We start from the raw sequence: 20807 nt of genomic DNA, 5'->3' as shown, positions 1-20807 counted from the left end.
GCCACCTCAAGCACTACATTCCAAACGGCAGCGGGTAGACTCTAACCTCGTGTTTTACCCGCAGCCTCGTTATAGGGCGGTACCAGCGCGTGCTGGTGCCGCCCTTCTGGCGTGCGTGCTCGGCGCCACGGCCCTTGTCGCGTGCTCGCCTGCGAATGAAGAAGACTCCACGGTGGGGCGCCCAACGCACACCAGCACGGCCGCTCCCGGTCCCATCGCGCATAAGAAGGGCGATCCACAGCTCGCGGCGGTAGAGGACAGCGTGGGGCAATTCCTCAAGGGAGATGACGAGAAGTCGATCACGTACTACCGCATTGAGACAGGCATGCACATGGGCTCGCCCACCGAGCACCAGCCGCGCTATGCGCTCAGCCTGATCAAGATCTACATCGCCACCTACGTGCTGGATCACGGTTCCTTCGAGGACAAGTACCTAGCGCTGGACATGATTGCAGATTCTTCGGATGAGAGCGCTGGGAAGCTCTTTGAGAAGTACCCGCGGTCCATCGATGCAATCGCCAAGGAATATGGGCTGGACTCTACGTCAGCGGGGGAGGATTGGGGGCACTCGATGACTTCAACCTATGACGTGGTGCGCTTCATCGTCCAGCTCTTGGAAGATGATCCGACGCACCCAGTTTTGGTGGCGATGTCTCACGCCGATGCCGTCTCAGCCGATGGCTACCAGCAAAACTATGGCACCGCGAAGCTCAGTGACGTCGTGGGCTCCAAGTGGGGATGGTCGGACAGTAAGGACCGACACTCTTCGGTGTCCTTTGGTGAAAACTTTGTTGTGGCTGCCTCCATTGAGGGATCAGCTGAGGAGCTCACGTCTTATGTACGTAAGGAAATCACGGGCAAGAATCTCGTGAAGGGAAATAACTTGAACAAAGAGGCGCTGGCTCATCCTGGCGCTAGCACCACGCGCTTGACGACGTCTACCGCTGCCCCCTCCAGCGCCTCAAAGTCAGCGTCGTCGACAGAGCCGTCGGCACCGGCGTCATCGACCACGTCGTCGTCCTCCAAGCCGTCTTCTTCGGCATCGAAGACAACGACGGCGCGGTAGAAACCAGCGCCGCCGCGTGTTGATTAACCCATGGATTTGCGCACGGTGTTGAGAATATCCACCGCGCCGCGCACCTGGTCATTGCTGATGGAAGAACCAGCGATGTTGATGCCATCGCCGACGCTGGAGCCGCGCCCAGTGGGATCCGGCAGGGAAACATTGGGCAGCGGGATGTCGTCAGGGACTGCTGGGATGTCTTTGACCTTTGGCGGCTCCACAGCACCATCACCCGGGGTCCACTGGCCCCAGTCGTTGGCGTAGACGGTGTTGATATCGCACGTTACGCCGTCGATAGTGGCTTGATTCTTGGCCTTCTGGTGGATGGTGGTGCGCGGGTGGAGCTTTCCGCCAGAGCCCCAGTCGTGCATCCAGTAGAACTGGCCGATGCGGTCGGCGACACACCAGTCGATGACGTTGTAGTTGCCATACACGCCGGTCTGGTAGCCCGCGGCGCTCAGCGCTGCGGAGAAGGCCTTGAGGTAGGGGCGGATCTGGTTCTCATACTGGGCGCGGGTGGGGTTGTCATCGATGGCGATGTAGATGGGGCGCCCGGTCGGCCCGCCTGCAGCCTTGTGGATAGCGATGGCCTGCGGCGCATGGACTGCGGCGCCCGCAGCGCCGTTGAGCCAGTCAGCAGTTTCCGCGCGGCCAAACTGGTAGATGGAGGCGGTCTTGAGGCCTGCCGTGGCGTTGGCCTTGGTCTCCGCTAGGGTAACGGGCTTGCCCTTCATCCAGTCTGCGCCGGGGCGGCGTTGGGATACGTAGCGGATGGCGCCGAGGTGGCCGGCGGCCTTGATGGCGCGGGCGGAAGGAACATCGGCGGAGAAGTCGATGATGGTGCCCAAAGCTGGGCCCACGGCGAGTGCAGCGGGCGCCTGGCTACCGATGGCACCGGCGGCCAGCGTGAGGGCGCCGGCCTTGAACAGGGAACGACGGGACAAGGACATGGTGTGAACTCTCCTTGGGAGGCATGAAGAAGAAAGTTTCCGGAATCACTTTAGTCACAATGGTTGAAAATTGCACCAGGGGTAGCATTTGCTGGGTGTGACGACAATCCCTTTGTCTAAAGGTGCTTAAGGCTCTGTCGTGCGGAAAGTGACGTTAGTGGGGTTTTCCACCGTGCGGGATACGGTGCAGTCCTTTTCTTGGGAGATGCGCACGAGGCGCTCCACCATGGACTGGGCTTGGCGCCCGGCGTCGGTATCGGGAAAGCGGAGGGAGAATTCTACGTCGACGTCGCTCAGCCGTGAGGCGCCGTCTTCGTCGACGCGGGTGCCTTCAACGTGGACGTCGAAGATCTCCGGCTCTGTGCGGCGCGAGGTGACCACGTCAACGTCCACGGCCGAGCAGCCCGCCACTGCGGCGAGCAGCAGCTCAACTGGGCTGAGTAGCCCCTCGGCGCGGCCGAACTCGAGGCTGACGCCCGCCGCGTTCGTGGCGCGGTAGTGGCCGGTATCTACGCGGGTGACGTCGACGGAGTATTTCTTGGTGATAGTGCTCATGGCGTCATCCTAGTGACAGTGGGGGAGCTAGGCGGCGGGGGAGGAAGCTGGGGGTTTGCAAGCCTTAACTGCACCACGGTGAGCGGCGGAAAGGTCGGGTAGGTCATTTTGCAAAGTTATCTGATGGGGGCAGGCCTGTGACTCATATCTCTTTAGGGCGGTAATAGTGGTGCAAGCAATTTTTCGACCCAAAGGAGTGGTGGCTATGGAAACCGTGGATGCTCGTGACTGGCTAGACAAGCTCGTCGCCCTCACGCACCAAGAGGAGCCTGGCGTGGAAGACGTGGAGAAGGTTTTCGAGCCCGGGGGCTTCTGGCGGGATCTTGCCGCGGTGACGTGGAACCTGCACACCGCCGAAGGTTCGGAAGCCATCGCCGCGATGATTGCCGGAACTGACTCTGCGCTCGACAACCCGGAGATAACAGAGGTGGAGGACGAAGACAATGGCGTGACGCGGGTCCACTTCACTTGTGAGTCTGCGAATTTCTATGTCACGGGAATTGTTCGCCTCCGAGGAGCCAAGGCGTGGACCTTCCTCACCTCCGCGCGCGAACTGAAGAATTTCCCGGAGCCTAAGGGGCGCCGCCGCCCGCTGGGCACGGAGCATAAGGTGGTCAAGAACGCTAAGAACTGGGCAGATTTGCGGGAAGAACGCCGTGCGGCACTGGGGCATACGGAACAGCCTTACGTCCTCATCATCGGTGGTGGCCAGGGCGGTATCGCGCTCGGGGCGCGCCTGAAGCGCCAAGGTGTTCCCACGCTCATCGTCGATAAGGCAGGCCGCCCCGGCGACCAGTGGCGCGGCCGCTACCACTCCCTGTGCTTGCACGATCCAGTGTGGTACGACCACCTGCCGTACCTCCCCTTCCCGGATGACTGGCCGGTGTTCACCCCGAAAGACAAAATGGGGGATTGGTTGGAGCACTACGTGGGCATCATGGACTTGGATTACTGGACCAGTAGTGAGTGCGTGAAGGCCTCCTTCGATGAGTCCAGCGGCACGTGGAAGGTCACCGTTCGCAAGGACGGGGAAGAGATCCTTCTGGAGCCCACGCAGCTGGTCTTGGCCACGGGTATGTCCGGAGTTCCGAATCGTCCGCACTTGGAGGGACAAGAGAACTTCGCCGGGGAAATTCGGCACTCCTCGGAACACCCAGGTGGTGCAGGCGATGAGGGCAGGGACGTCATCGTGCTGGGCGCGAACAACTCCGCCCACGACATCGCCGCGGACCTCTACGCGCATGGTGCACGACCGGTCATGATTCAGCGTTCCTCCACGCACATCGTGCAATCGGACACCCTCATGAAGGATGTCTTCGGCCCGCTCTATTCGGAAGAAGCCGTGGAGGCCGGTGTAAACACGGATAAAGCGGACCTCCTCTTTGCCTCCTGGCCCTACGCCGTGCTTCCCGACGTCCACCGTGAAGTCTTCGACGGTATCCGTGAGGCCGATAAAGACTTTTATGACGGTTTGGAGAAGGCCGGCTTCCAGAACGACTTTGGCGATGACGGCTCGGGTCTTTACCTGAAATACCTGCGCCGTGGCTCGGGCTATTACATCAATGTTGGTGCCAGTGAGCTGGTCATTGATGGCTCCATTCCAGTGAAATCCGGGGTGTCCATTGCGGAGGTGAAGGAAAAATCTGTGGTGCTCACGGACGGCACTGAACTGCCCGCCGACGTCATTGTGCTGGCCACCGGATACGGATCTATGAATGGCTGGGCCGAGCAGCTGATTTCTAAGGAAGTCGCTGACACCGTGGGCAAGTGCTGGGGCTTGGGCTCGGATACCACCAAGGATCCTGGCCCGTGGGAGGGCGAGCTGCGCAACATGTGGAAGCCCACTCAGGTACCGCAACTGTGGTTCCACGGCGGCAACCTGCACCAATCGCGCCACTATTCGCGCTACCTAGCGCTTCAGCTCAAGGCGCGCTATGAGGGGATGGAGACTCCGGTCTACGAACTGGCGCCGGTGTACCACACCTCTTAAGGCAGACGAGCGCAGGCAGGAGCCTGCGGAAGTAGATGGCAATGCCATGAGGAAGCTAAAAGGCGGGTAGTCATTTAAAAGGAAATTCACATTGTGGTCACGCGGTCGCAAACTCCGGGCCATAATCTTTCCTTGTCTCTGTCGGTTGTTCCAGGCTTAAACCATGGAACAACCTCACTACTTCGTTTAGATAGGAAGATCTATGACTGCTCGCCGCCTGCTCGGCACCCTGGTCACCGCCTCGGTGGCCGGTACGTTCCTCGTCGTCCCTGCCTCTGCTGCCGAACCTTCAGAAGGCCTGGGCTCGCGTTTTAGCATCGGCGTGCTGCCGGATACGCAGTTCTACTCCCGTTACTCCACCCCGGAGACCGGCAACTTGGCTCAGGCGCGCTACGGTAGCGAGCCTTATGCTGCGCAGACCGAATGGCTGGTGAAGAACCAGAAGGCCCTCAACATGGACTTCGCTACGCACCTCGGTGACGTCGTGGACCAGGCAGATGTTGAAGGGGAGTGGAAGATCGCTGACAAGGCCATGAAGGTCCTCGATGACTCCGACCTGAACTACTCCATCCTGCCGGGCAACCACGACATGATTGAGGACAAGTCGGCGCACCCGTACAACTACTGCTTCAGCGCCGAGCGTGCCAAGAACGCCAACCCGGATACCTTCCAGGAGCGCCACACCGCGGTCAACAATGACTCCGAGTACCACATTTTTGAGGCCGAGGGCCAGAAGTACCTAGTCTTGGCGCTGGCCTGGCGCGCGGATGACGAAGCGCTCGAGTGGGCCCAGGGCGTTCTCGATGCGCACCCAGACCTGCCGGTCATCCTCACCAGCCACGAGGTTCTCAACATCGATGGTGCTGGCGAGGTCTTCTATTCCGATGACTACGGCCAGGGTCTGTGGGACAAGTTCATTAAGAAGAATGACCAGATTTTCCTCACCATGGGCGGCCACCACCACGGCGCGGGCTACCGCGTGGACAAGAACGATGCAGGCCACGACGTCATCGGCATCCTGCAGGACTACCAGATGGCTTACCAGGGCGGTAACGGTCTGCTCGGCGTGCTCGAGTTCGACCTGAGCGGCAATGAGCTGGAGATGACCGCCCTGTCCCCGTGGGTCGCGCAGAAACCAGCGAAGGAGCTCACGCAGTTCGACAAGCTCATCCTCGACGGCACAGGCGATAGCTATCACGTGCCGCTCAACTTCAAGGAGCGTTTCGCTGACTTCGCCCCGGACTGGACCATTGGCGATGAAAACGACCCGGACCTCGGTCAGAAGGCCCGCGACATCGCTGAGGAAGGCTACACCCCGTACACCATCCCGAAGGACCAGCTGCCGGAGGGCCCGAATGACTTCGTGAAGTCCGACAAGACCGTCTTCCACTGGCGCCCGGGGCAGACCAAGAACACGGACGGCAAGCAGCTTGCCGACGGCGACGTGGCCACCGAAGGCGCAGTCATTCCGGATGTCTTCGGTGCTGATGGTGCCGGTGACCTCGTTCGCGAGGGTGGTCCTTCCAACACGGGTGAGCGCATCTCCTACACCAAGGACCACCACCCGTTGTCCTCTGATTCTGGCTCCCTCTACTGGTCCGACCCAGCTGGCAAGCTCGCGATGGCAGAGTTTCGGTCCAAGGAAGGCGCGGAGATCAACAAGGTCGATACCTCCGAGGGCTACACCTTTGAGTCCTTCGTGAAGATTCCGAAGGACTTCAACGGCTCTGAGCACGGCTGGGGGAGTGCGCTCTCCCGCGACTCCAGCATCGCCGAGCTTGTCGACGGATCCGAGGACACCGACCCCACCGTCATGTTCGGCATTTCTAACCTCCGTGAGCTGCGCTGGTGGGCGGAACCGAAGGAAGGCGAAGGTTCGACTGTCTGGTCCCACGAGGTTCCCACCGAGGAGTGGATGCACATCGCCGTAGTCAACAAGCCGGATTCCGACACCGTAGAGATGTTCATCAACGGTGCACCCATCCTGCGCAACGCCAAGGGTGCTGAAGGCCTCCTCCCGCGCGACCTGCAGTGGGTTATGGGCGCTGGCTTTGATAGCCGCAAGCCGCAGGACCCGTGGTACGGCTGGATTGGTGAGACCCGCCTGACCCAGGGCGTTCTGGACTCCGACGAGTGGCTCACCGCGCGCCCGGCCGTGAAGGAGGAAGAGCCGTCGAGCTCCACTACGACGCCTACCGAGCCGACCAAGCCTTCTAAGCCGACCAACACGAAGGAGCCTTCTGCCGACGATATGGCTGCGGCCTTCTTCGCAGGCTCCAGCCGTGGCGCGAAGGTTATCCTCCCCATCATCGCCGTCATTGCAGTCGTCGGCGGTGCCGCCTACGGCCTCATCCCGACCATCAACCGCATCTTCGGTCTTAACATCCCGCAGCCGAAGCTGCCGCAGATCCCGGGTCTGAACTAGTTACCGTTCACCCTCCGTCCCCCGACTCACATTGAGGCGGGGGTTTTCTATTGTGATGGCCCTGGGCGGATTTTAGCGGACGTGCGGCAACATGGTCCGTATCGGGAACGTGGCAATCAGACCCTAGACAGCAAACCCTTACCTAAGTAAGATAAGGCTATGCAAAAGAAAGACTTCATGAATGTGCGTGCAGTTATCGCACTCGTAGCCACTCTAGCCCTAGGCGCAGGCCTTGTTGCGTGTTCTTCTGATTCTTCTTCTAAGGAAGGAAACGGAGAAAAGAAGATCGAGCGAGTTGTGGCGCTTGATTGGCGCTACGAGGAAATTCTCAAGGCCCTCGATGTGGACCCAGTGGGAATCGTGGAAATCGGTAAGTCGGAGGCACCGACCACTTTGAAAGGGCAGCTGGGTCAAGCGACCTCTGTGGGCCAGGCCAAGCAGCCGAATCTAGAGGTTATCCAGTCCTTGGAGCCGGATCTGATCCTGGCTAGCCCTACCCGTCAAGCCGATATCATGCCGCAGTTGGAAGAGATTGGGCAGACCGAATCCTACCCAGATGAGACTTACTTGGACGTGCTGGACTCGATGGATGAGATCGCGGCCAAGCTAGGTAAAGAGGAAAAGGCCAAAGAAGTCCGTCAGCGCATCGAGGACAAGATTGCTCATACCAAGGACGCGGTAAAGCCGGGGAGTCGTGCGGTCGTGGCTGGCTGGTCCAGTGAGATGCTCTATACCTGGGTCAACCCTTCCTTCCCCCAGTCGCTACTAAGTGAGGTGGGCTATGACTATGCCTTCGAAGGTGAGAAGTCATCCATCGAATCTAAGACTGATGTAGCGGAACTGACCGGCGATAAGCTCCCTGGTATGAAGGCTGACCTAGTCTTTATGTACAAGGACGTCGATGCGTTTAAAAAGACGCCCTATGCCAAGGGTAGCGGCGACATCGTAGAGGTGGACCAAGATATCTGGTCGCGCGCCCGCGGGCCGCTTTCCGCCGAGCATATGCTCGATGACATCATCGCCGCCGAAGAGTAGTGGCACCTCGAACTAAAACCAGCGCCTGCCTGGTCCTTGCAACCGCTGCCGTCGCCTTCGTGTGGTGGTGGCGGCTTCGCCATGTTCAGGTGCCAGCTGATACCCCGTGGCTGGAAGAAGAGCTGCATAGCGTGGCCTTTGACCGTCTCCTTGCCACCACGGTCGTCGGTATCGCATTAGGGGTAGGCGGGTTATTGCTGCGGACGGCAACTGCGAATCCGCTAGCCGATCCGTCCATCACTGGTGTGAACTCCGGTGCGGCACTCGGCGCAGTCGCAACAGCAATGTTTATAGGAAGCGAAACCTCGAGTGTTGACCAGTTGCCCGGTGCGCTGTTGGGTGCGGGGATTGCTGTGGGGGTGACGGTGGGCGTCGGTAAGAGCGGTGCGATCCAGCGCATGGTACTCGTTGGCGTTGCTGTTTCCGCGCTGTGTAGCGCATTGACCTCCATTTTCTTGGTAGTAGATGAAGCTCAACTGGCTACGGTGATGTCATGGCTTTCTGGTCGGCTTGCCGGTGTGCGCCTAAGCGGTATCATGCCGGCGCTGATTGCCGTGCTGGTCGTGGTTCCCTTGACCTTAGTCGGTGCAAAAACGCTGGACTTGCTCGTAGCAGGCGATGCCGTGGCTGGTGCTGTCGGCGCGAAGCCGGAGCGCATTCGGTTGGCAGCCATTGTGGCGGCGGTAGTGCTTATTGCTCCGGCCGTAGCTGCAACTGGGCCGATTGGCTTCTTGGGGTTGATGGCCGCGGCCGTAGCGTGGCGGGTGTGCGGCTCACACCACCGCATGGGGCTGTGCGTGGCTGGAATTGTTGGAGCAGCGGTGCTTTTCGTGGCCGATTCGGTTGGCCAGGCAATCTGGGCGCCAGCCGAGACCCCAGTGGGCATCGTGACTTCTTTGGCTGGCATGCCATTAGTGTTGTGGGCCGTCCATGCGCTGGGGAGGAGGAAGCATGCGGCATAAGAGATTTGTTGGGGTGCTAGTAGGACTCATCCTGGCGTTGGCGTTGAGCGCAATCATCGGCATGGGCGTCGGTGCGGTGATGAAACCGCCGGGCGAGGTGATCACCGCCTTCGTTACCGGAGAGCCGCTCATCTGGAAGTACCGCGCCCCGCGGATCTTGGTGGGAATCTGCGCTGGTATTGCCATGGCCGTCTCTGGCTGTCTATTGCAGTCCGCGCTACGCAATCCTTTGGCCGCACCAGATACGGTGGGTATTACCTCCGGCGGCGGACTCGCGGCCGTTGCGGTACTCATGGGATCAGGCGCCCTGCCGGCCCACCTGCTGACTTTCATAGCCTTTATTGGAGCGTTGGCTGGAACTGGGCTGGTTCTTCTCCTCGCCGGGCGCGGGGCAAGTGATCCGGTGCGCCTGCCGCTTACCGGGGTGGCGGTATCTTTTGGGCTGGGCGCCATCACCGAATTGCTCCTGGTGCGGGCTGCCCCAGAGGCAGGAGCGGCCATGACATGGTTGAAAGGTTCGCTTTACGCCCGCTCGCTTGGCGATGCCACCATTGTCGCCCCCTTTATCCTTCTCGCCCTAACCGTCGCGATGGTGGTGGCAAAACACCTGGATATGCTCGCGCTGGATGATTCCACCATGGCCGGCATCGGCGTGAGCACCAAGATATGGCGCCTAATAGCAGTAGCCTTAGCCGTCATCCTCGGTGCCGCGGGAGTCGCCGCGGCCGGGGTCTTGGGCTTCGCCGGACTCATCGTCCCCCATGCTGCTCGCTTGGTTGTTGGCGCGAACCTGCGCTGGCAAATACCCGTGGCAGCCCTAGGCGGCGCGGTCCTTGTGACCGCATGCGATACGCTCGGTCGCTGGGCCTTCGCCCCCACGGAAATCCCCGTTGGCGCGCTCATCGCGCTGATCGGTGCACCGTATTTCATTTTCCTATTGACTCGACTGACCCGAGTGCGAAACGGAGGCTAGACATGACACTGACGTGCAGCGGATTAACCGTGGGCTACGGTGGACCCGATGTGGTCAAGGACGTAAATCTTCACTTATCCAGCGGTCAAGTAACCGCTCTGATCGGGCCGAATGGCTGCGGCAAGTCGACGCTTCTCAAGACATTGGGCCGCCAACTTACGCCCAGCGCAGGTGCGGTGTACCTCTCGGACCAAAATATCAGCAAGTATTCCTCGCGTGCCTTTGCCCGTGAAGTTTCTTTTCTGCCACAACATCCCGTGGCTCCGGAAGGGGTATTAGTGCGTGACGTCATCGGTTACGGCCGCTATCCCTATACAGGGGCGCTAGCGACGATGCGGGCCGGAGATCATGCAGCGGTTGAGCGTGCTGCCTCGCGTGCTGGGGTGAGCGAGCTTCTCGACGCCCCCGCGGCAGACCTTTCCGGTGGTCAGCGCCAGCGCGTCTTCCTCGCTATGACTTTGGCCCAAGAAACGCCAATTACCTTGCTTGACGAGCCGACTACTTACCTCGACCCCGCGCACCAATTGTCCATTTTGGATCTGATTCGAGATCTCAATGGCGCCGGGGTCACAGTGGTCATGGTGGTCCACGATATGGTCCATGCCGCGCGTTACGCCGATAGAATCGTAGCCATGCGTGAGGGACGCATTGTGGCCGAAGGGGCCACCGAGGAGGTGATGACCGCTGAACTCGTACGCGAAACCTTCCATGTTGAGTGTTTAGAGATGACTGATCCCTCCACCGGTCGACGCTTTCCCATACCCATTTCCGTGCACGCTCCTGAATTTTCTGGAACCCTAGAAGGAAGAAGATAAATCTATTTAAAGGAGTACGTAGCAATGGCAAACGAACTAGGCCACGAAGTTGACCTGGATCGCAACGAATACAAGTACCTGGCATCTGAGGACACTGTGTCTTCGGCAGCTAACTCTGGCACCTCCGCTCGGTCCGGCGCGGCTGCAGCAGGTGCAGGGGTTGCAGCGGCAGGCGCCGCGGGCACAGCCGGCCTATCTACCGCCAGCAAGTACGAGCCGCAGAATCACGTCGTTGCTGGCGCCGACGAAGAGCATGTAGGCTCTGCCTCCGAGCAGCCGGACCTGCAGGAGAAGCTGGATGAGAACAACGCTGACTACGCGCCGAGCCAGCACATCGTAGGTGAGGCGCAGGAAGAGCACATTGGTTCCGCCCCGCAGCAGCCGGACCTGCAGGAGAAGCTGGACGAGGAGAACTCGGACTATGCGCCGAGCCAGCACATCGTAGGCGGCGCGCAGGAAGAGCACATTGGTTCCGCCCCGCAGCAACCGGACCTGCAGGAGAAGCTGGACGAGGGTAACTCTGACTACGCCCCGAGCCAGCACATCGTAGGCGAAGCAAACGAAGAGCGTGTTGCTACTGCGCCGAACCAGGACAACGTCAACGGTCAGCAGTCCTCTGAGCGCCTGGATCAGCTAAAGGACAAGGCATCCGAGGCTGGTAGCGCCGTCGGCGATGCGTTCCAGCGCGCTAAGGGCTTCGTGGAGGACAAGGCACACGAGTACCAAGAGGAGTCCACGAAGAAGGGTGGCTTCTTTGACCGCGTCAAGGGCGCTGTCCGTGATGCTCGCGAGTCCATCGAAGACAAGCGCAAGAACTAACCAGCGCTGATACTAAGCCGCTTTCCCAGGGCTCGGGGAGGCGGCTTTTGTCGTATGCGCAATCCTGCTAATCGTCTAAGGCGTGAAGGTAGAGTTGGCTAATCAGCAGGCGCCTTGGCACGTCCACAAGTGGGCGCAGGGAGGGGAGGAAGGGCTCTGAGGCGGCGTCGATAAGCAGCAGTGTGCGGCCATCGCGCAGGCGCTCCAGAGCGAAGGTCTCCTCGCCGCGCTCAAGGTGTCCGGGAAGGGTGCCGTAGGTGAACCCGCAGCGGCCGTCCTTGTGGAATACATCGACCACGCGGCAGCGAAAATCCCATGGGCCAAAGCCACGTTTCGCGGCGGCCTCTATTTGTTAGAAAGGTCGCTTGACTGATTCGGCTTCACAGTGCTTCGTGGGCCCGAAATCGCTAGGGCAGCATGTGCTTGCCCGTGCGCAAGGAACTGAAGATTAAGGAGAACCATCATGAACAACAAACTGGCGAAGGCATGGCCAACGCCGCGCAGTGGTCGCTCGTAGCCGCTACCGCATTCTTCGCTCTGAGCTTTGTCGGTGCACTTAGGGTGCTCCGTGCTGCGGGGGGGGGGAGAAGGGTGCCCCCGCAAACAACGCCGATCTCGGTGCCCGCGTTAATCGCGTCCCGAACTGATTTTCCACCCGCGTGCTGCTTTGCGTTGCTGCCAGAAGTGACGGTAGATACCGGGGACATCGGAAAGCTCAGAATGCGTGCCCAGCTGGCTGACTTGCCCGTGTTCATCCAAGACTACGATTTGATCAGCAGATTTGATTGTATCCAGCTTATGGGCGATGACAATAAAAGTAGATTGCTCCCGTAGCTCGTCCATCGCAGCAAGAATGTTTGCCTCATTTTCTGCATCGAGCGCGGAGGTAGCCTCATCAAAGAGTACAATCGGCGCTTGCTTGAGAAGCGCGCGAGCTACAGATACGCGCTGGCGTTCACCACCGGATAGAAGCCGACCGCCTTCACCAACAGGAGTATGCCACCCTAGGCGGTTGGCAATAGAAGTCACGCCTGAAAGATCAGCTGCGCGGAAGACTTCCTCATCGGAGGCGTCGGGACGACCAACGCGGATATTAGCGATTAACGAGTCGTCGAAGAGGTAGACATCCTGAAAAACCATGGACAGTCTGGACATTAACTGTTCGGTTCCAAGCTCGCGGATATCTACGCCGTCAACCATCACCGCCCCGGAATCTACATCCCAGAATCGCGAAATAAGGCGCGCAATTGTGGTCTTTCCGGAGCCAGAAGGACCGACAATGGCGGTAACGGTGCCTGGTCGAGCATGGAAAGCGATATCTACCAATACTGGTTTATCGCCGTATCCAAACGTGACATTACGCAGCTCTACACTTCCCGAACCATCGCCTGGGCGCGGAGTAGTGGGTTCCGGTAGGGAAGGGGCATCGGTGATGAGCTCAGTTTCTGTGAGCGCGATACGGCCGGCATCTAAACCGACGAAAGAAGAACCCAGCTGCTCAAGCGTGCGGGTAAACCTCAAGCTGATTCCGATGATCGCAATTGTTTCTAGTGGCGATAGGGCGCCTTCAACGGCAAGATCCGCGGAGACCATAATGAGAGCCACAATGAAGATCTGCACTACTATGCCGTTGAGTAGCAAAGCTAATGTGGATACCCATAGCTCGCGTATTCGTGCTTTATGGTCGATTTCTAGCGCTTGCTCTAGTGGCGCAAAAACTTGTGATTGTCCTGCCGCGCGCAGGGCTGGTTGACGGTTAGCAAATTCTACGATGCGCTGGGAGAGCTCTTTACTCGGCCCCAGTGCGCGGTTCGATGCTTTCTCACGAATCCATGCAGCCAACTGCATCACCACGAGCGCCAATGGTGCGATGATAAGAAGGACCAAGCCCAGCTTCGGGTTCCAGAAACACGCTCCTACTAACAAGGTGACAAGTGCCGCGCTATCGCGGTATATCGTTCCTTGAATATGCGCAATGGTCTCGGCCGCCACCATAAAGCGATCTGAAACGAGGCGAGATAGGCCGCCGGTATTAGCCGGTACGAACCAGCCGAGCGGTAGCGTTGCTAATTTATCGCCCACAGTCGTGTGCGCGGCTCGGATGAAATCCAAGGCCGTGTGGTAAGAGGCCATGGTTGCGAAAAATCGTAGCGCAAAAGCTACGAGCGCAATTGCCAAAAGCGTCCACATCCATGGTGCGATCGTCGTATCCCCATCGAGTGCCTTTGTAAGTGGCACGAGCGTGAGAACGGCGAGGCCATCAAGCACGCCAACGATAAGCGATAGACAAGCATACCTTTTATTGAGCTTATGGCCTACAGGACTTTGCAGCTTTTTGACACTGCGAGTGAGTAGCGGATCACGAAGACGCGAACTAACAGGCGTAGTGGCATTAGACATGAGAATTATCCTTCATAGGCTTGAGGCAGATTATTTGGTCTGCTCCTTGGATGGACTCCGGCTTGTGGGCGATGACTAAGACGGTCTTGCCTCTGACGAGTGTGGCTAGAGCTGCTTGAATTTCTGCTTCGCAGTCAGGATCAGTTGCCGCAGTAGCTTCATCCAGGATCAAGATTGGGGCATTGGTAATGATTGCCCGGGCAATAGAAATGCGTTGCTGTTGTCCACCGGATAAAGAGGTGTCCTCACCAACAACGGTGTCGAGCCCAGCCGGTAAAGCGCGAATATCAGCAGCTATGTGCGCAGCCTCTGCGGCTTGCCAGATCTCTTCATCGCGGGCTTCTGGGCGTGCAAGGCGAATGTTTTCCCGAATACTCATACGCAGTAAGTGAGGATCTTGTAAGACGAAAGCCACAGTGCGGTACAAACTGTCGAAAGTGAGATCACGGATATCCACGTTGTTGATAGTGATTGTGCCCGAATCTGGATCCTGGAAACGCGCCAACATCGTTGCTGCTGTGGATTTGCCAGACCCGGAGGGGCCAATCAATGCCGTGACAGTGCCTGCATTTAGTTGCGCAGAAAAGTCTTGGAGGACTGGTGTGTCTGGGGCGTAGCTAAAGCTGACCTTATGGAACTCCACCTCCATGTCTTGACTATTGGCGTCGAGGCTCTTTTGGCCTTCTTTCACATGGGAAATTGTCATGACTTCATCAAGGCGCAACGCCGCATTGCCAGCGAGCTGGTAAGACCACATCATTTGGCCGACGGTTTGAATCGTGCCCGGGAGCACCAGCGCAATTAACGTTGTTGCGATGACTTCAGCGACCGTGACATAGCCACCAGCTATCAGCAGGGAACCGACTCCTAGATTGATAAGGATGAGGACAGGAACCGCCACCACAGACTCTGAGATTGCGGAAACACGCAGAAGCGGACGTACCCACTCGTAATAGAATTCCGCGAATTTTTGGGCAGCTTCGCGATATCGAGCGTGGGCTTTGCCAACGGTGCCGAAAGCCTTGACGACGGAAATACCTTCGGAGAACTCCACCGCAGTCGCAGAGACCTCACCCAGATAATTATCCATTTCCGCAGTTTTTGTGCCCATATCTTTCATTGAATATGCTTGGATTGCTAGGAAAATGGGCACAGTGGCAATAGAAAGTAGACCAAGGCGCCAATCCAAGATAAAGGCATAAACCAGAAGCGCGAGGGGCGTAAAGATCGCGGCGACCTTCTCTACAGGAGCATGGGCTGTCAGGGTGTGCAGAGTTAACGTATCGTCCTCGACGGCTTTGCGGACTTTGCCGGAATTAGTCTGGCTAAACCACGAGAGTGGTGCTTTCGCAATAGCGGTAATAATTCGGCGCCGGTTAATCCCCACCAACTTTGCATCAGCGAAGTGGGTGATTGCAAGGGCAAGGAAATAGAAGAATAGCTGGCCCAAAAATGCAGCAAGTAGCCATTTCACAATGGACGCGACGTCATCAGTATTGCCGTCGATTAGAGCATTTCCCAGTGCCACCAACGCGACGTAGGGTGCTACGGCGAGTACCGAGGATATAAGCGCGAGAAACTGTGCGAAGTAGATGGTTGTTTGCACTGGGGCCAGTAGTTTTTTTAGAGCGACCTGGCCGGCTTTTAGTTTTGCGCGAGCCTCTTCTTCCGGTGACGCACCGTGTGATTCTGGTGCGTGGGTTCCGCTTGATTCTGTGGAACTTTGTTTTAGTTCAGACATTTCTTTCTCAATTCTTGTTGATGTCAGTCATATCGATGATTCTGGTGACTGATTCTTGGATGAATTCGTGGTCATGGGTGATGACGATGACCACTGCTCCGCTTGCTGCAAGAGATCGAAGTAGCGCAGAGATGGATTGCAGTTGGCGCCAGCCCACGCCAGAGGTAGGTTCATCGAAGATGTAGATCGCTGCTTGCTCGGCTTGGGCTGAAGCTATGGCTAAGCGTTGCCGTTGCCCACCGGACAGAGACTGCGGATGCCGTTGGGCCATTCCTGCCAGATCGAGGCGATGGAGAATCTCATTGACATCGATGTGGTCCCGCTTCTTCTTTGCCAGTCCGAGCGTGACTTCTTCTTCGGTGGTGGCTGCGAATAATTGGCGGCCAACATCTTGCATCACCATGTACGCGGCACGTCTGCGGGCAGCCGCTCCTACTCGTTTGCTGTTCAAACGGAGACTACCGCCGCGTTTGGGAGAAGCAAGACCACAAATGATCCTGGCGAGGGTGGTTTTTCCAGCGCCGTTGGGCCCGATTAAGGCGGTGACTTCGCCGCTGGGGAAAAATGCGTGGTCAATGTTTAATACCTCATGTGCGCCATAAGAAAAACAGATGTTGCTTAGCTCGAGTCCGCTCCGCTGGGGATCGGCGTTTTCGAGCGTGGGTGGTACCGGCACGCTCGCGGGCAGGGGAACATGGTGTAAGCTGCGTAGCCCCAATTGTTTGCGTTCGGGTTCGTCTAAGGCATAAAACTCCTGAGCGCGGAAACTCCGCGTTATTTTTCCCTGAGTCAAGTAAATAACTTGGTCAGCGATATCTTTTAAGAAAAAGAGACGGTGATCAGCGATAATGATCGTTGTGCCTAATTCCTTCAAGCGGTGTAGCACGCGTGCAAGAATATCGATGCTTTCCATAGAGAGATTGGACGTGGGTTCATCGAGAAGCACGAGACTGCCCGGGGACACAAGCGCGCATGCGCATGCCACGGTTTGTAACTGCCCACCGGATAATTCTTTGAATCGCCGGCCCCGAAGATCGTTAATGCCTAGTAGCTCGACCGCTGATTGAATCCTCGACTCAATTTCTTTGGGATCTACACCAAGGTTTTCTAGCCCGAAGGCCAATTCTGCATTGACGCTTTCAGTGAAAAATTGTGTCCTTGGATTCTGGAATACTGAGGCGCTGAACTCGATGGCTCGGGACAGCGGTTCTTCCGCAGGGGTAAAAGCCTGGTCATCCTTTATAATAGTGATGGTGCCTAGTAGCTCTCCTGGATTGAAATGGGGGATGAGTCCGTTGATCAACTTGAGTACCGTGGACTTTCCCGATCCGGAATCACCGGTAATCAGTAGACACTGTCCTGGAGAGACAGAAAAAGACACATCAGATACACCTTGAATACCTGGCCGAGCTCCCAATGGATATGTAAAAGAAACGTTGTGGGCGTCTACACTGGTTGCGATACTGCGTTCGTTCATAAGTGGACCTCCGTGGGAAGCCAGACAGAGGCAACAACGAGGCCCAACCCAGCTAGTGCAGTTGCATCGACAAGCTTGAAGGAAAGATCGGCGGTGGTGGTTGGGCGTGCGGGTCCTCCCAATCCCCGGACAAGAGCAGAGGCAGCGAGCTCATCACCAGCGCGGACGACGGCACCTAATAAGGGGATGATCAACATCGCGGACGATTGTGTGGGCTGTGTGATCCAGCTTTTTACTCCAGGCTGGAGACCCCGAAGGACCATGGCATCGCGGATGGCTTTGGCTTCTGCCACGATGATCGGCAAAACGCGCAGGAATACCGCCGGTGGAATGGTGGCCCAGCCTGGTAAACGCAGGTCCCGCAGTGCTGAGGTCAACGTGGATGGTGTGAGAGTGAGCAAGCCGAATGTGCCGATGGACATGCTGATGACAAAACGGCTTAGCCACGAAAAAATTGCCGCTGAAAAAGCGAAAAATGTGGAGCCAGGAAGCTGTAATAGGCCCCAGTACCCTAGATAGGATAATGCAAAAGCGAACAGGCAAATAAGACCATAGTGTGGCTTTACTGTAGCTAGTGCGATGGAGCTGAAAGCGATAGAAATCAGCAGTGTCGGTAGGTGGCCGTGGCTGAGAGCTACCGCATTGATTACTAGAACAGAAAGCAGCACGGTCCGTGGATCGATCGAAGATCGATGAAGCACGCCCTGTTTTTGCAGGCTCACAGGAGACCAGCGCTTTCAAAGTGTTTGCGGCTGACGCGAACTCCGACCTTTCCTCCGATAAAGCCGACGATGAGCGCACAAATGGCCAGTACTCCAATGGTCCATGGCTGGAAGATATCCGACATGGCATCGGCATATTCTTGACCCATTTGGTCTGCGATATCGACGTAGTAGGAGTCCGTATCCAGAATTAGCGGGATAAAAGGCATAGAAATCCAGACACAGAAGACGCTGTAGGCAATAGGGAAGGATTTGGCAATACTGAGGTGGCTTTTTGTAATAATCAAATCCGCGATAAACCCTAGAATTATGCTTCCCAGCAGGGTCCAGAAGTAGTGTCCGGTGAGCATGAATGCTAGTCCGTTAATACCACCGACGAGGGTGAAAGCACCCATTTTGGGCGTGCGGGCGGCATAAAGCGCTAGCACGATTCCGTTTGCGATTGCCGCGATGAACCATCCAATAAACATGAATTGTGGTCCTGCGAATCCAATCATTCCGCTTACAAAGGTGATTACAAAGTAAAGTGCAGCAAAGATGCCAGCGTTGATGAGATCTCTGGTGTTTAAACGTGCCGTCGACCCACTGGATGAGCTTGCACTCCGTGCGGGCGTAGAGGACTGTTGGGTCATAGTAAACCTCGATTTATGAACAGCAGGAAAGGTAAGGCTTACCTAAGTTAGGTAATGCTGTTTATAAAACATTTCAAGTTTTGATCTGAAGATTCACCCTTAATGGGGGTGAATGCAGATAAGTAGACATCAAACCAGACCACGACTACCGACTAAGTACCGACAAAATCGGCACCAACGGCAAGACAACCCTGCGATGGGGAGGCAAACTACGCCGCCTCTACATCGGACGCAGATGGGGCGGGGAACCAATCACCATGGTCTGCATCGACAACCACGTCGACGTCAAAATAGCCATCACTGGGGCACAAATCGCCGCCTACACACTCACCGAAGAAAAGATCTACTACAACTAGAAAGACAACGAACTCAACCCCAGTCGGGGCAACTAAAAATCTCGAGACACCGACCGGAACGATGTCTCGAGACTTCACAGCGTGCCCCAGAGAAGATTCGAACTTCCGACACCGGCTTTAGGAGAGCCGTGCTCTATCCCCTGAGCTACTGGGGCGGGGGTGCGTTGCGCACCTAGGTAAGACTAGCAGCCCCGCGTGGGGCGGCGTTAAATGCGTCGCCTTTCGTTTATTCGCCGGCCAGCTCCGCGTACTTGGCGCGGACCTCGCTGGCGGAAGGGTTGGTGGCGTGGGTGCCGTCGGAGTAGAGGACGGTGGGCACGATGCGGTTGCCGTCGTTGACGGACTCGATCCAGGCGTTGATGTCGGCGGTGTCGGGGGAATCCGCTTCGACGTTGACGAGCTCGTATGGGGTTTCGGTGCGGTCCAGGTTTTTGATCAGCTTGGCACAGAACGGGCACCAATCGGCGAAGAAGATGGTGACGTGCTCAGTGGTTTCGGGAGTGGCAACGTTGGTGCTCATTAAGCAGCAGCCTTTCTGTCGTAGGTGAGGAAACGGTATTTCATCGGCAGCTCGCTGGGCGGCTGGCCGGGAATGGTGAGGTGGCCTGATTCGGAGGTCAGCCAGTCACTATCGGCAGATAGGCTGAATTCCTCCGGAACGCTCGGGGCCAGGACGGCATCTGCGCCGTAGGCATCGCCGACTTGTACACCCATGAGGGTGAGCTCGATTGTATCCACGCGGTCGAGGGCGGAGCTATAGAGCTGGCCGCCGCCGATGATCCAGGCGTCGCCGGGCGCGGTGTCGAGGGCGGCGTCGATGTTGCCCACGACCGTCGCACCTTCGGACCACGCGCCAGGCTCGCGGCTGGACAGCACGATGTTGTCCCGGCCCGGCAACGGGCGGAACTTGGGGTTGAGGGATTCCCACGTCTTGCGGCCCATGATGACAGGCGCGCCCATGGTGACTTCCTTAAAGTGCTTGAGGTCCTCCGGCACGTGCCAGGGCATGACCACGCCGTCGCCAATGACCCCGTCGAGGGACTGAGCCCAGATTGCGCCCAGCATTAGACGGAGACCTGTGCCTTGATGGTGGGGTGGGGGTCGTAGCCGATGACCTCAAAATCCTCGAAGTCATAGTCAAAGAGGCTTTCGGCCTTGTGGAGCTTGAGCTGCGGGTACTCGCGGGGCTCACGGGAGAGCTGTTCCTTGACCTGCTCGATGTGGTCGTTGTAGATGTGGCAATCCCCACCGGTCCAGATGAGTTCGCCCACCTCAAGGCCTGCTTGCTGCGCAAACATGTGAGTCAGCGCGGCATAGGAGGCCAAGTTGAAAGGAACGCCCAAGAACATGTCCGCCGAGCGCTGGTAGACCTGCATGGACAGCTTGCCGTCAGCGACATAAAGCTGGAACAGCAGGTGGCAGGGCATCAGCGCCATCTTGTCTAGCTCAGAGACGTTCCACGCGGAGACCAGGTTGCGGCGCGAATCTGGGTTGTTCTTGAGCGTGTCCAGGGCGACCTGAATTTGGTCGATGTGCTGGCCATCCGGCGTGGGCCACGAGCGCCATTGCACGCCATAGACGGGGCCCAGCTCACCGTCCTCATCGGCCCACTCGTTCCAGATGCGGACCTTGTTCTCCTGCAGCCACTTCACGTTGGAGTCGCCGCGCAGGAACCACAGCAACTCACCAATCACGCCGTGGAAGTAGACCTTCTTGGTGGTCAGCAGGGGAAAAGACTCCGCCAAGTTATAGCGCAGTTGGGCGCCGAACAGGGAGCGGGTGCCGGTGCCGGTGCGGTCGCCTTTGGGTGCGCCTTCTTCGAGGACGCGGCGCAGGAGGTCCTCGTACGGGGTCTCAATCATGGTCGCCATGATAGCGGCCTAGTGCGAGCT

19 protein-coding genes, 1 tRNA gene and 1 pseudogene are annotated in these 20807 nt (G+C 57.9%); 9 read left to right on the top strand and 12 right to left on the bottom strand.

The annotated features are described in order from the left end of the window. The first annotated feature begins 49 nt into the window (after nucleotides 1-49). Nucleotides 50-1066 (top strand): hypothetical protein, encoded by a 1017-nt coding sequence (locus HWX44_RS10975; RefSeq protein WP_175974640.1) that lies wholly within the window; start codon nucleotides 50-52, stop codon nucleotides 1064-1066. A 23-nt stretch (nucleotides 1067-1089) separates the two neighbouring features. Here HWX44_RS10975 and HWX44_RS10970 read toward each other — a convergent pair whose 3' ends face one another. Continuing rightward, nucleotides 1090-2013 carry a DUF1906 domain-containing protein gene (locus tag HWX44_RS10970; protein ID WP_175974638.1) on the bottom strand — a complete coding sequence of 308 codons (924 nt, stop codon included), beginning with the start codon at nucleotides 2011-2013 and terminating at the stop codon, nucleotides 1090-1092. 126 nt (nucleotides 2014-2139) lie between these two features. Continuing rightward, nucleotides 2140-2568, bottom strand: coding sequence for an OsmC family protein (locus HWX44_RS10965; RefSeq protein WP_175974635.1), 429 nt, complete (start codon nucleotides 2566-2568; stop codon nucleotides 2140-2142). Between the two features lie 205 nt (nucleotides 2569-2773). On the opposite strand from HWX44_RS10965, the gene HWX44_RS10960 reads away from it, so the two are divergent. From HWX44_RS10960 to HWX44_RS10930, 7 genes are all read left to right on the top strand, one after another. After that, nucleotides 2774-4558 carry a flavin-containing monooxygenase gene (locus HWX44_RS10960; protein ID WP_175974633.1) on the top strand — a complete coding sequence of 595 codons (1785 nt, stop codon included), beginning with the start codon at nucleotides 2774-2776 and terminating at the stop codon, nucleotides 4556-4558. A gap of 202 nt (nucleotides 4559-4760) precedes the next feature. Next, entirely contained in the window at nucleotides 4761-6983 is a 2223-nt protein-coding gene (locus tag HWX44_RS10955; RefSeq protein ID WP_175974631.1) for a LamG-like jellyroll fold domain-containing protein, read from the top strand. 159 nt (nucleotides 6984-7142) lie between these two features. Continuing rightward, entirely contained in the window at nucleotides 7143-8018 is an 876-nt protein-coding gene (locus tag HWX44_RS10950) for an ABC transporter substrate-binding protein (RefSeq protein WP_049157735.1), read from the top strand. 29 nt (nucleotides 8019-8047) lie between these two features. Further along, on the top strand, nucleotides 8048-8980 hold the full coding sequence (locus HWX44_RS10945) for a FecCD family ABC transporter permease (RefSeq protein WP_444843290.1): 933 nt from the start codon (nucleotides 8048-8050) through the stop codon (nucleotides 8978-8980). Continuing rightward, nucleotides 8970-9953 carry a FecCD family ABC transporter permease gene (locus HWX44_RS10940; protein ID WP_046646996.1) on the top strand — a complete coding sequence of 328 codons (984 nt, stop codon included), beginning with the start codon at nucleotides 8970-8972 and terminating at the stop codon, nucleotides 9951-9953. The genes HWX44_RS10945 and HWX44_RS10940 overlap by 11 nt, the downstream gene beginning before the upstream one ends. Nucleotides 9954-9955: 2 nt before the next feature. Continuing rightward, on the top strand, nucleotides 9956-10768 hold the full coding sequence (locus HWX44_RS10935; RefSeq protein ID WP_046646995.1) for an ABC transporter ATP-binding protein: 813 nt from the start codon (nucleotides 9956-9958) through the stop codon (nucleotides 10766-10768). 24 nt (nucleotides 10769-10792) lie between these two features. Beyond that, nucleotides 10793-11587, top strand: a complete 795-nt coding sequence (locus tag HWX44_RS10930; protein ID WP_046646994.1) for a hypothetical protein — start codon at nucleotides 10793-10795, stop codon at nucleotides 11585-11587. 67 nt (nucleotides 11588-11654) lie between these two features. Here the strand turns inward: HWX44_RS10930 and HWX44_RS10925 are convergent, their stop codons facing one another. The 6 genes from HWX44_RS10925 to HWX44_RS10900 form a co-directional block, all read right to left on the bottom strand. Further along, nucleotides 11655-11936: a DUF1990 family protein gene (locus HWX44_RS10925; RefSeq protein WP_369815742.1), complete on the bottom strand. Its 282-nt coding sequence runs from the start codon at nucleotides 11934-11936 to the stop codon at nucleotides 11655-11657. A 278-nt stretch (nucleotides 11937-12214) separates the two neighbouring features. Continuing rightward, nucleotides 12215-13987: an ABC transporter ATP-binding protein gene (locus HWX44_RS10920; RefSeq protein WP_029158873.1), complete on the bottom strand. Its 1773-nt coding sequence runs from the start codon at nucleotides 13985-13987 to the stop codon at nucleotides 12215-12217. Then, entirely contained in the window at nucleotides 13980-15728 is a 1749-nt protein-coding gene (locus HWX44_RS10915) for an ABC transporter ATP-binding protein (protein ID WP_012714929.1), read from the bottom strand. The genes HWX44_RS10920 and HWX44_RS10915 overlap by 8 nt, the downstream gene beginning before the upstream one ends. Before the next feature lie 7 nt (nucleotides 15729-15735). Further along, entirely contained in the window at nucleotides 15736-17205 is a 1470-nt protein-coding gene (locus HWX44_RS10910) for an ABC transporter ATP-binding protein (protein ID WP_012714930.1), read from the bottom strand. Next, the gene (locus HWX44_RS10905; protein WP_232748473.1) at nucleotides 17202-17873 is read right to left on the bottom strand and encodes an energy-coupling factor transporter transmembrane component T family protein; all 672 of its coding nucleotides are present in this window, start codon (nucleotides 17871-17873) and stop codon (nucleotides 17202-17204) included. The genes HWX44_RS10910 and HWX44_RS10905 overlap by 4 nt, the downstream gene beginning before the upstream one ends. A gap of 50 nt (nucleotides 17874-17923) precedes the next feature. Continuing rightward, nucleotides 17924-18559: an MptD family putative ECF transporter S component gene (locus tag HWX44_RS10900; RefSeq protein WP_012714931.1), complete on the bottom strand. Its 636-nt coding sequence runs from the start codon at nucleotides 18557-18559 to the stop codon at nucleotides 17924-17926. A gap of 140 nt (nucleotides 18560-18699) precedes the next feature. Between HWX44_RS10900 and HWX44_RS10895 the strand changes: the two are divergent. Then, nucleotides 18700-18976: pseudogene (locus HWX44_RS10895) on the top strand (IS481 family transposase); the annotation flags it as partial. Between the two features lie 21 nt (nucleotides 18977-18997). Here the strand turns inward: HWX44_RS10895 and HWX44_RS10890 are convergent. From HWX44_RS10890 to HWX44_RS10875, 4 genes are all read right to left on the bottom strand, one after another. Then, nucleotides 18998-19070 (bottom strand) — tRNA-Arg (locus HWX44_RS10890). Nucleotides 19071-19141: 71 nt separating this feature from the next. Further along, the gene (locus HWX44_RS10885) at nucleotides 19142-19435 is read right to left on the bottom strand and encodes a mycoredoxin (protein ID WP_010187687.1); all 294 of its coding nucleotides are present in this window, start codon (nucleotides 19433-19435) and stop codon (nucleotides 19142-19144) included. Beyond that, complete coding sequence (locus HWX44_RS10880) at nucleotides 19435-19980, bottom strand: dihydrofolate reductase (protein ID WP_175974627.1); 546 nt, start codon at nucleotides 19978-19980, stop codon at nucleotides 19435-19437. The genes HWX44_RS10885 and HWX44_RS10880 overlap by 1 nt, the downstream gene beginning before the upstream one ends. Then, nucleotides 19980-20786 carry a thymidylate synthase gene (locus HWX44_RS10875; protein WP_175974625.1) on the bottom strand — a complete coding sequence of 269 codons (807 nt, stop codon included), beginning with the start codon at nucleotides 20784-20786 and terminating at the stop codon, nucleotides 19980-19982. Before HWX44_RS10875 ends, HWX44_RS10880 begins: the two co-directional genes overlap by 1 nt. Between the last annotated feature and the right edge of the window lie 21 nt (nucleotides 20787-20807).

The organism is Corynebacterium sp. Marseille-Q2823, from assembly GCF_903645345.1.
GTDB lineage: Bacteria > Actinomycetota > Actinomycetes > Mycobacteriales > Mycobacteriaceae > Corynebacterium > Corynebacterium hiratae.
The sequence above is the reverse complement of the archived record's forward strand: the minus strand, read 5'-3'. Positions and strand labels throughout refer to the sequence as shown.

Coding starts and splice junctions, on each gene's coding strand:
- HWX44_RS10970 (WP_175974638.1), bottom strand. CDS start 2,013: ATGTCCTTGTCCCGTCGTTCCCTGTTCAAGGCCGGCGCCCTCACGCTG.
- HWX44_RS10965 (WP_175974635.1), bottom strand. CDS start 2,568: ATGAGCACTATCACCAAGAAATACTCCGTCGACGTCACCCGCGTAGAT.
- HWX44_RS10960 (WP_175974633.1), top strand. CDS start 2,774: ATGGAAACCGTGGATGCTCGTGACTGGCTAGACAAGCTCGTCGCCCTC.
- HWX44_RS10955 (WP_175974631.1), top strand. CDS start 4,761: ATGACTGCTCGCCGCCTGCTCGGCACCCTGGTCACCGCCTCGGTGGCC.
- HWX44_RS10950 (WP_049157735.1), top strand. CDS start 7,143: ATGCAAAAGAAAGACTTCATGAATGTGCGTGCAGTTATCGCACTCGTA.
- HWX44_RS10940 (WP_046646996.1), top strand. CDS start 8,970: ATGCGGCATAAGAGATTTGTTGGGGTGCTAGTAGGACTCATCCTGGCG.
- HWX44_RS10935 (WP_046646995.1), top strand. CDS start 9,956: ATGACACTGACGTGCAGCGGATTAACCGTGGGCTACGGTGGACCCGAT.
- HWX44_RS10930 (WP_046646994.1), top strand. CDS start 10,793: ATGGCAAACGAACTAGGCCACGAAGTTGACCTGGATCGCAACGAATAC.
- HWX44_RS10920 (WP_029158873.1), bottom strand. CDS start 13,987: ATGTCTAATGCCACTACGCCTGTTAGTTCGCGTCTTCGTGATCCGCTA.
- HWX44_RS10915 (WP_012714929.1), bottom strand. CDS start 15,728: ATGTCTGAACTAAAACAAAGTTCCACAGAATCAAGCGGAACCCACGCA.
- HWX44_RS10910 (WP_012714930.1), bottom strand. CDS start 17,205: ATGAACGAACGCAGTATCGCAACCAGTGTAGACGCCCACAACGTTTCT.
- HWX44_RS10900 (WP_012714931.1), bottom strand. CDS start 18,559: ATGACCCAACAGTCCTCTACGCCCGCACGGAGTGCAAGCTCATCCAGT.
- HWX44_RS10885 (WP_010187687.1), bottom strand. CDS start 19,435: ATGAGCACCAACGTTGCCACTCCCGAAACCACTGAGCACGTCACCATC.
- HWX44_RS10880 (WP_175974627.1), bottom strand. CDS start 19,980: ATGCTGGGCGCAATCTGGGCTCAGTCCCTCGACGGGGTCATTGGCGAC.
- HWX44_RS10875 (WP_175974625.1), bottom strand. CDS start 20,786: ATGGCGACCATGATTGAGACCCCGTACGAGGACCTCCTGCGCCGCGTC.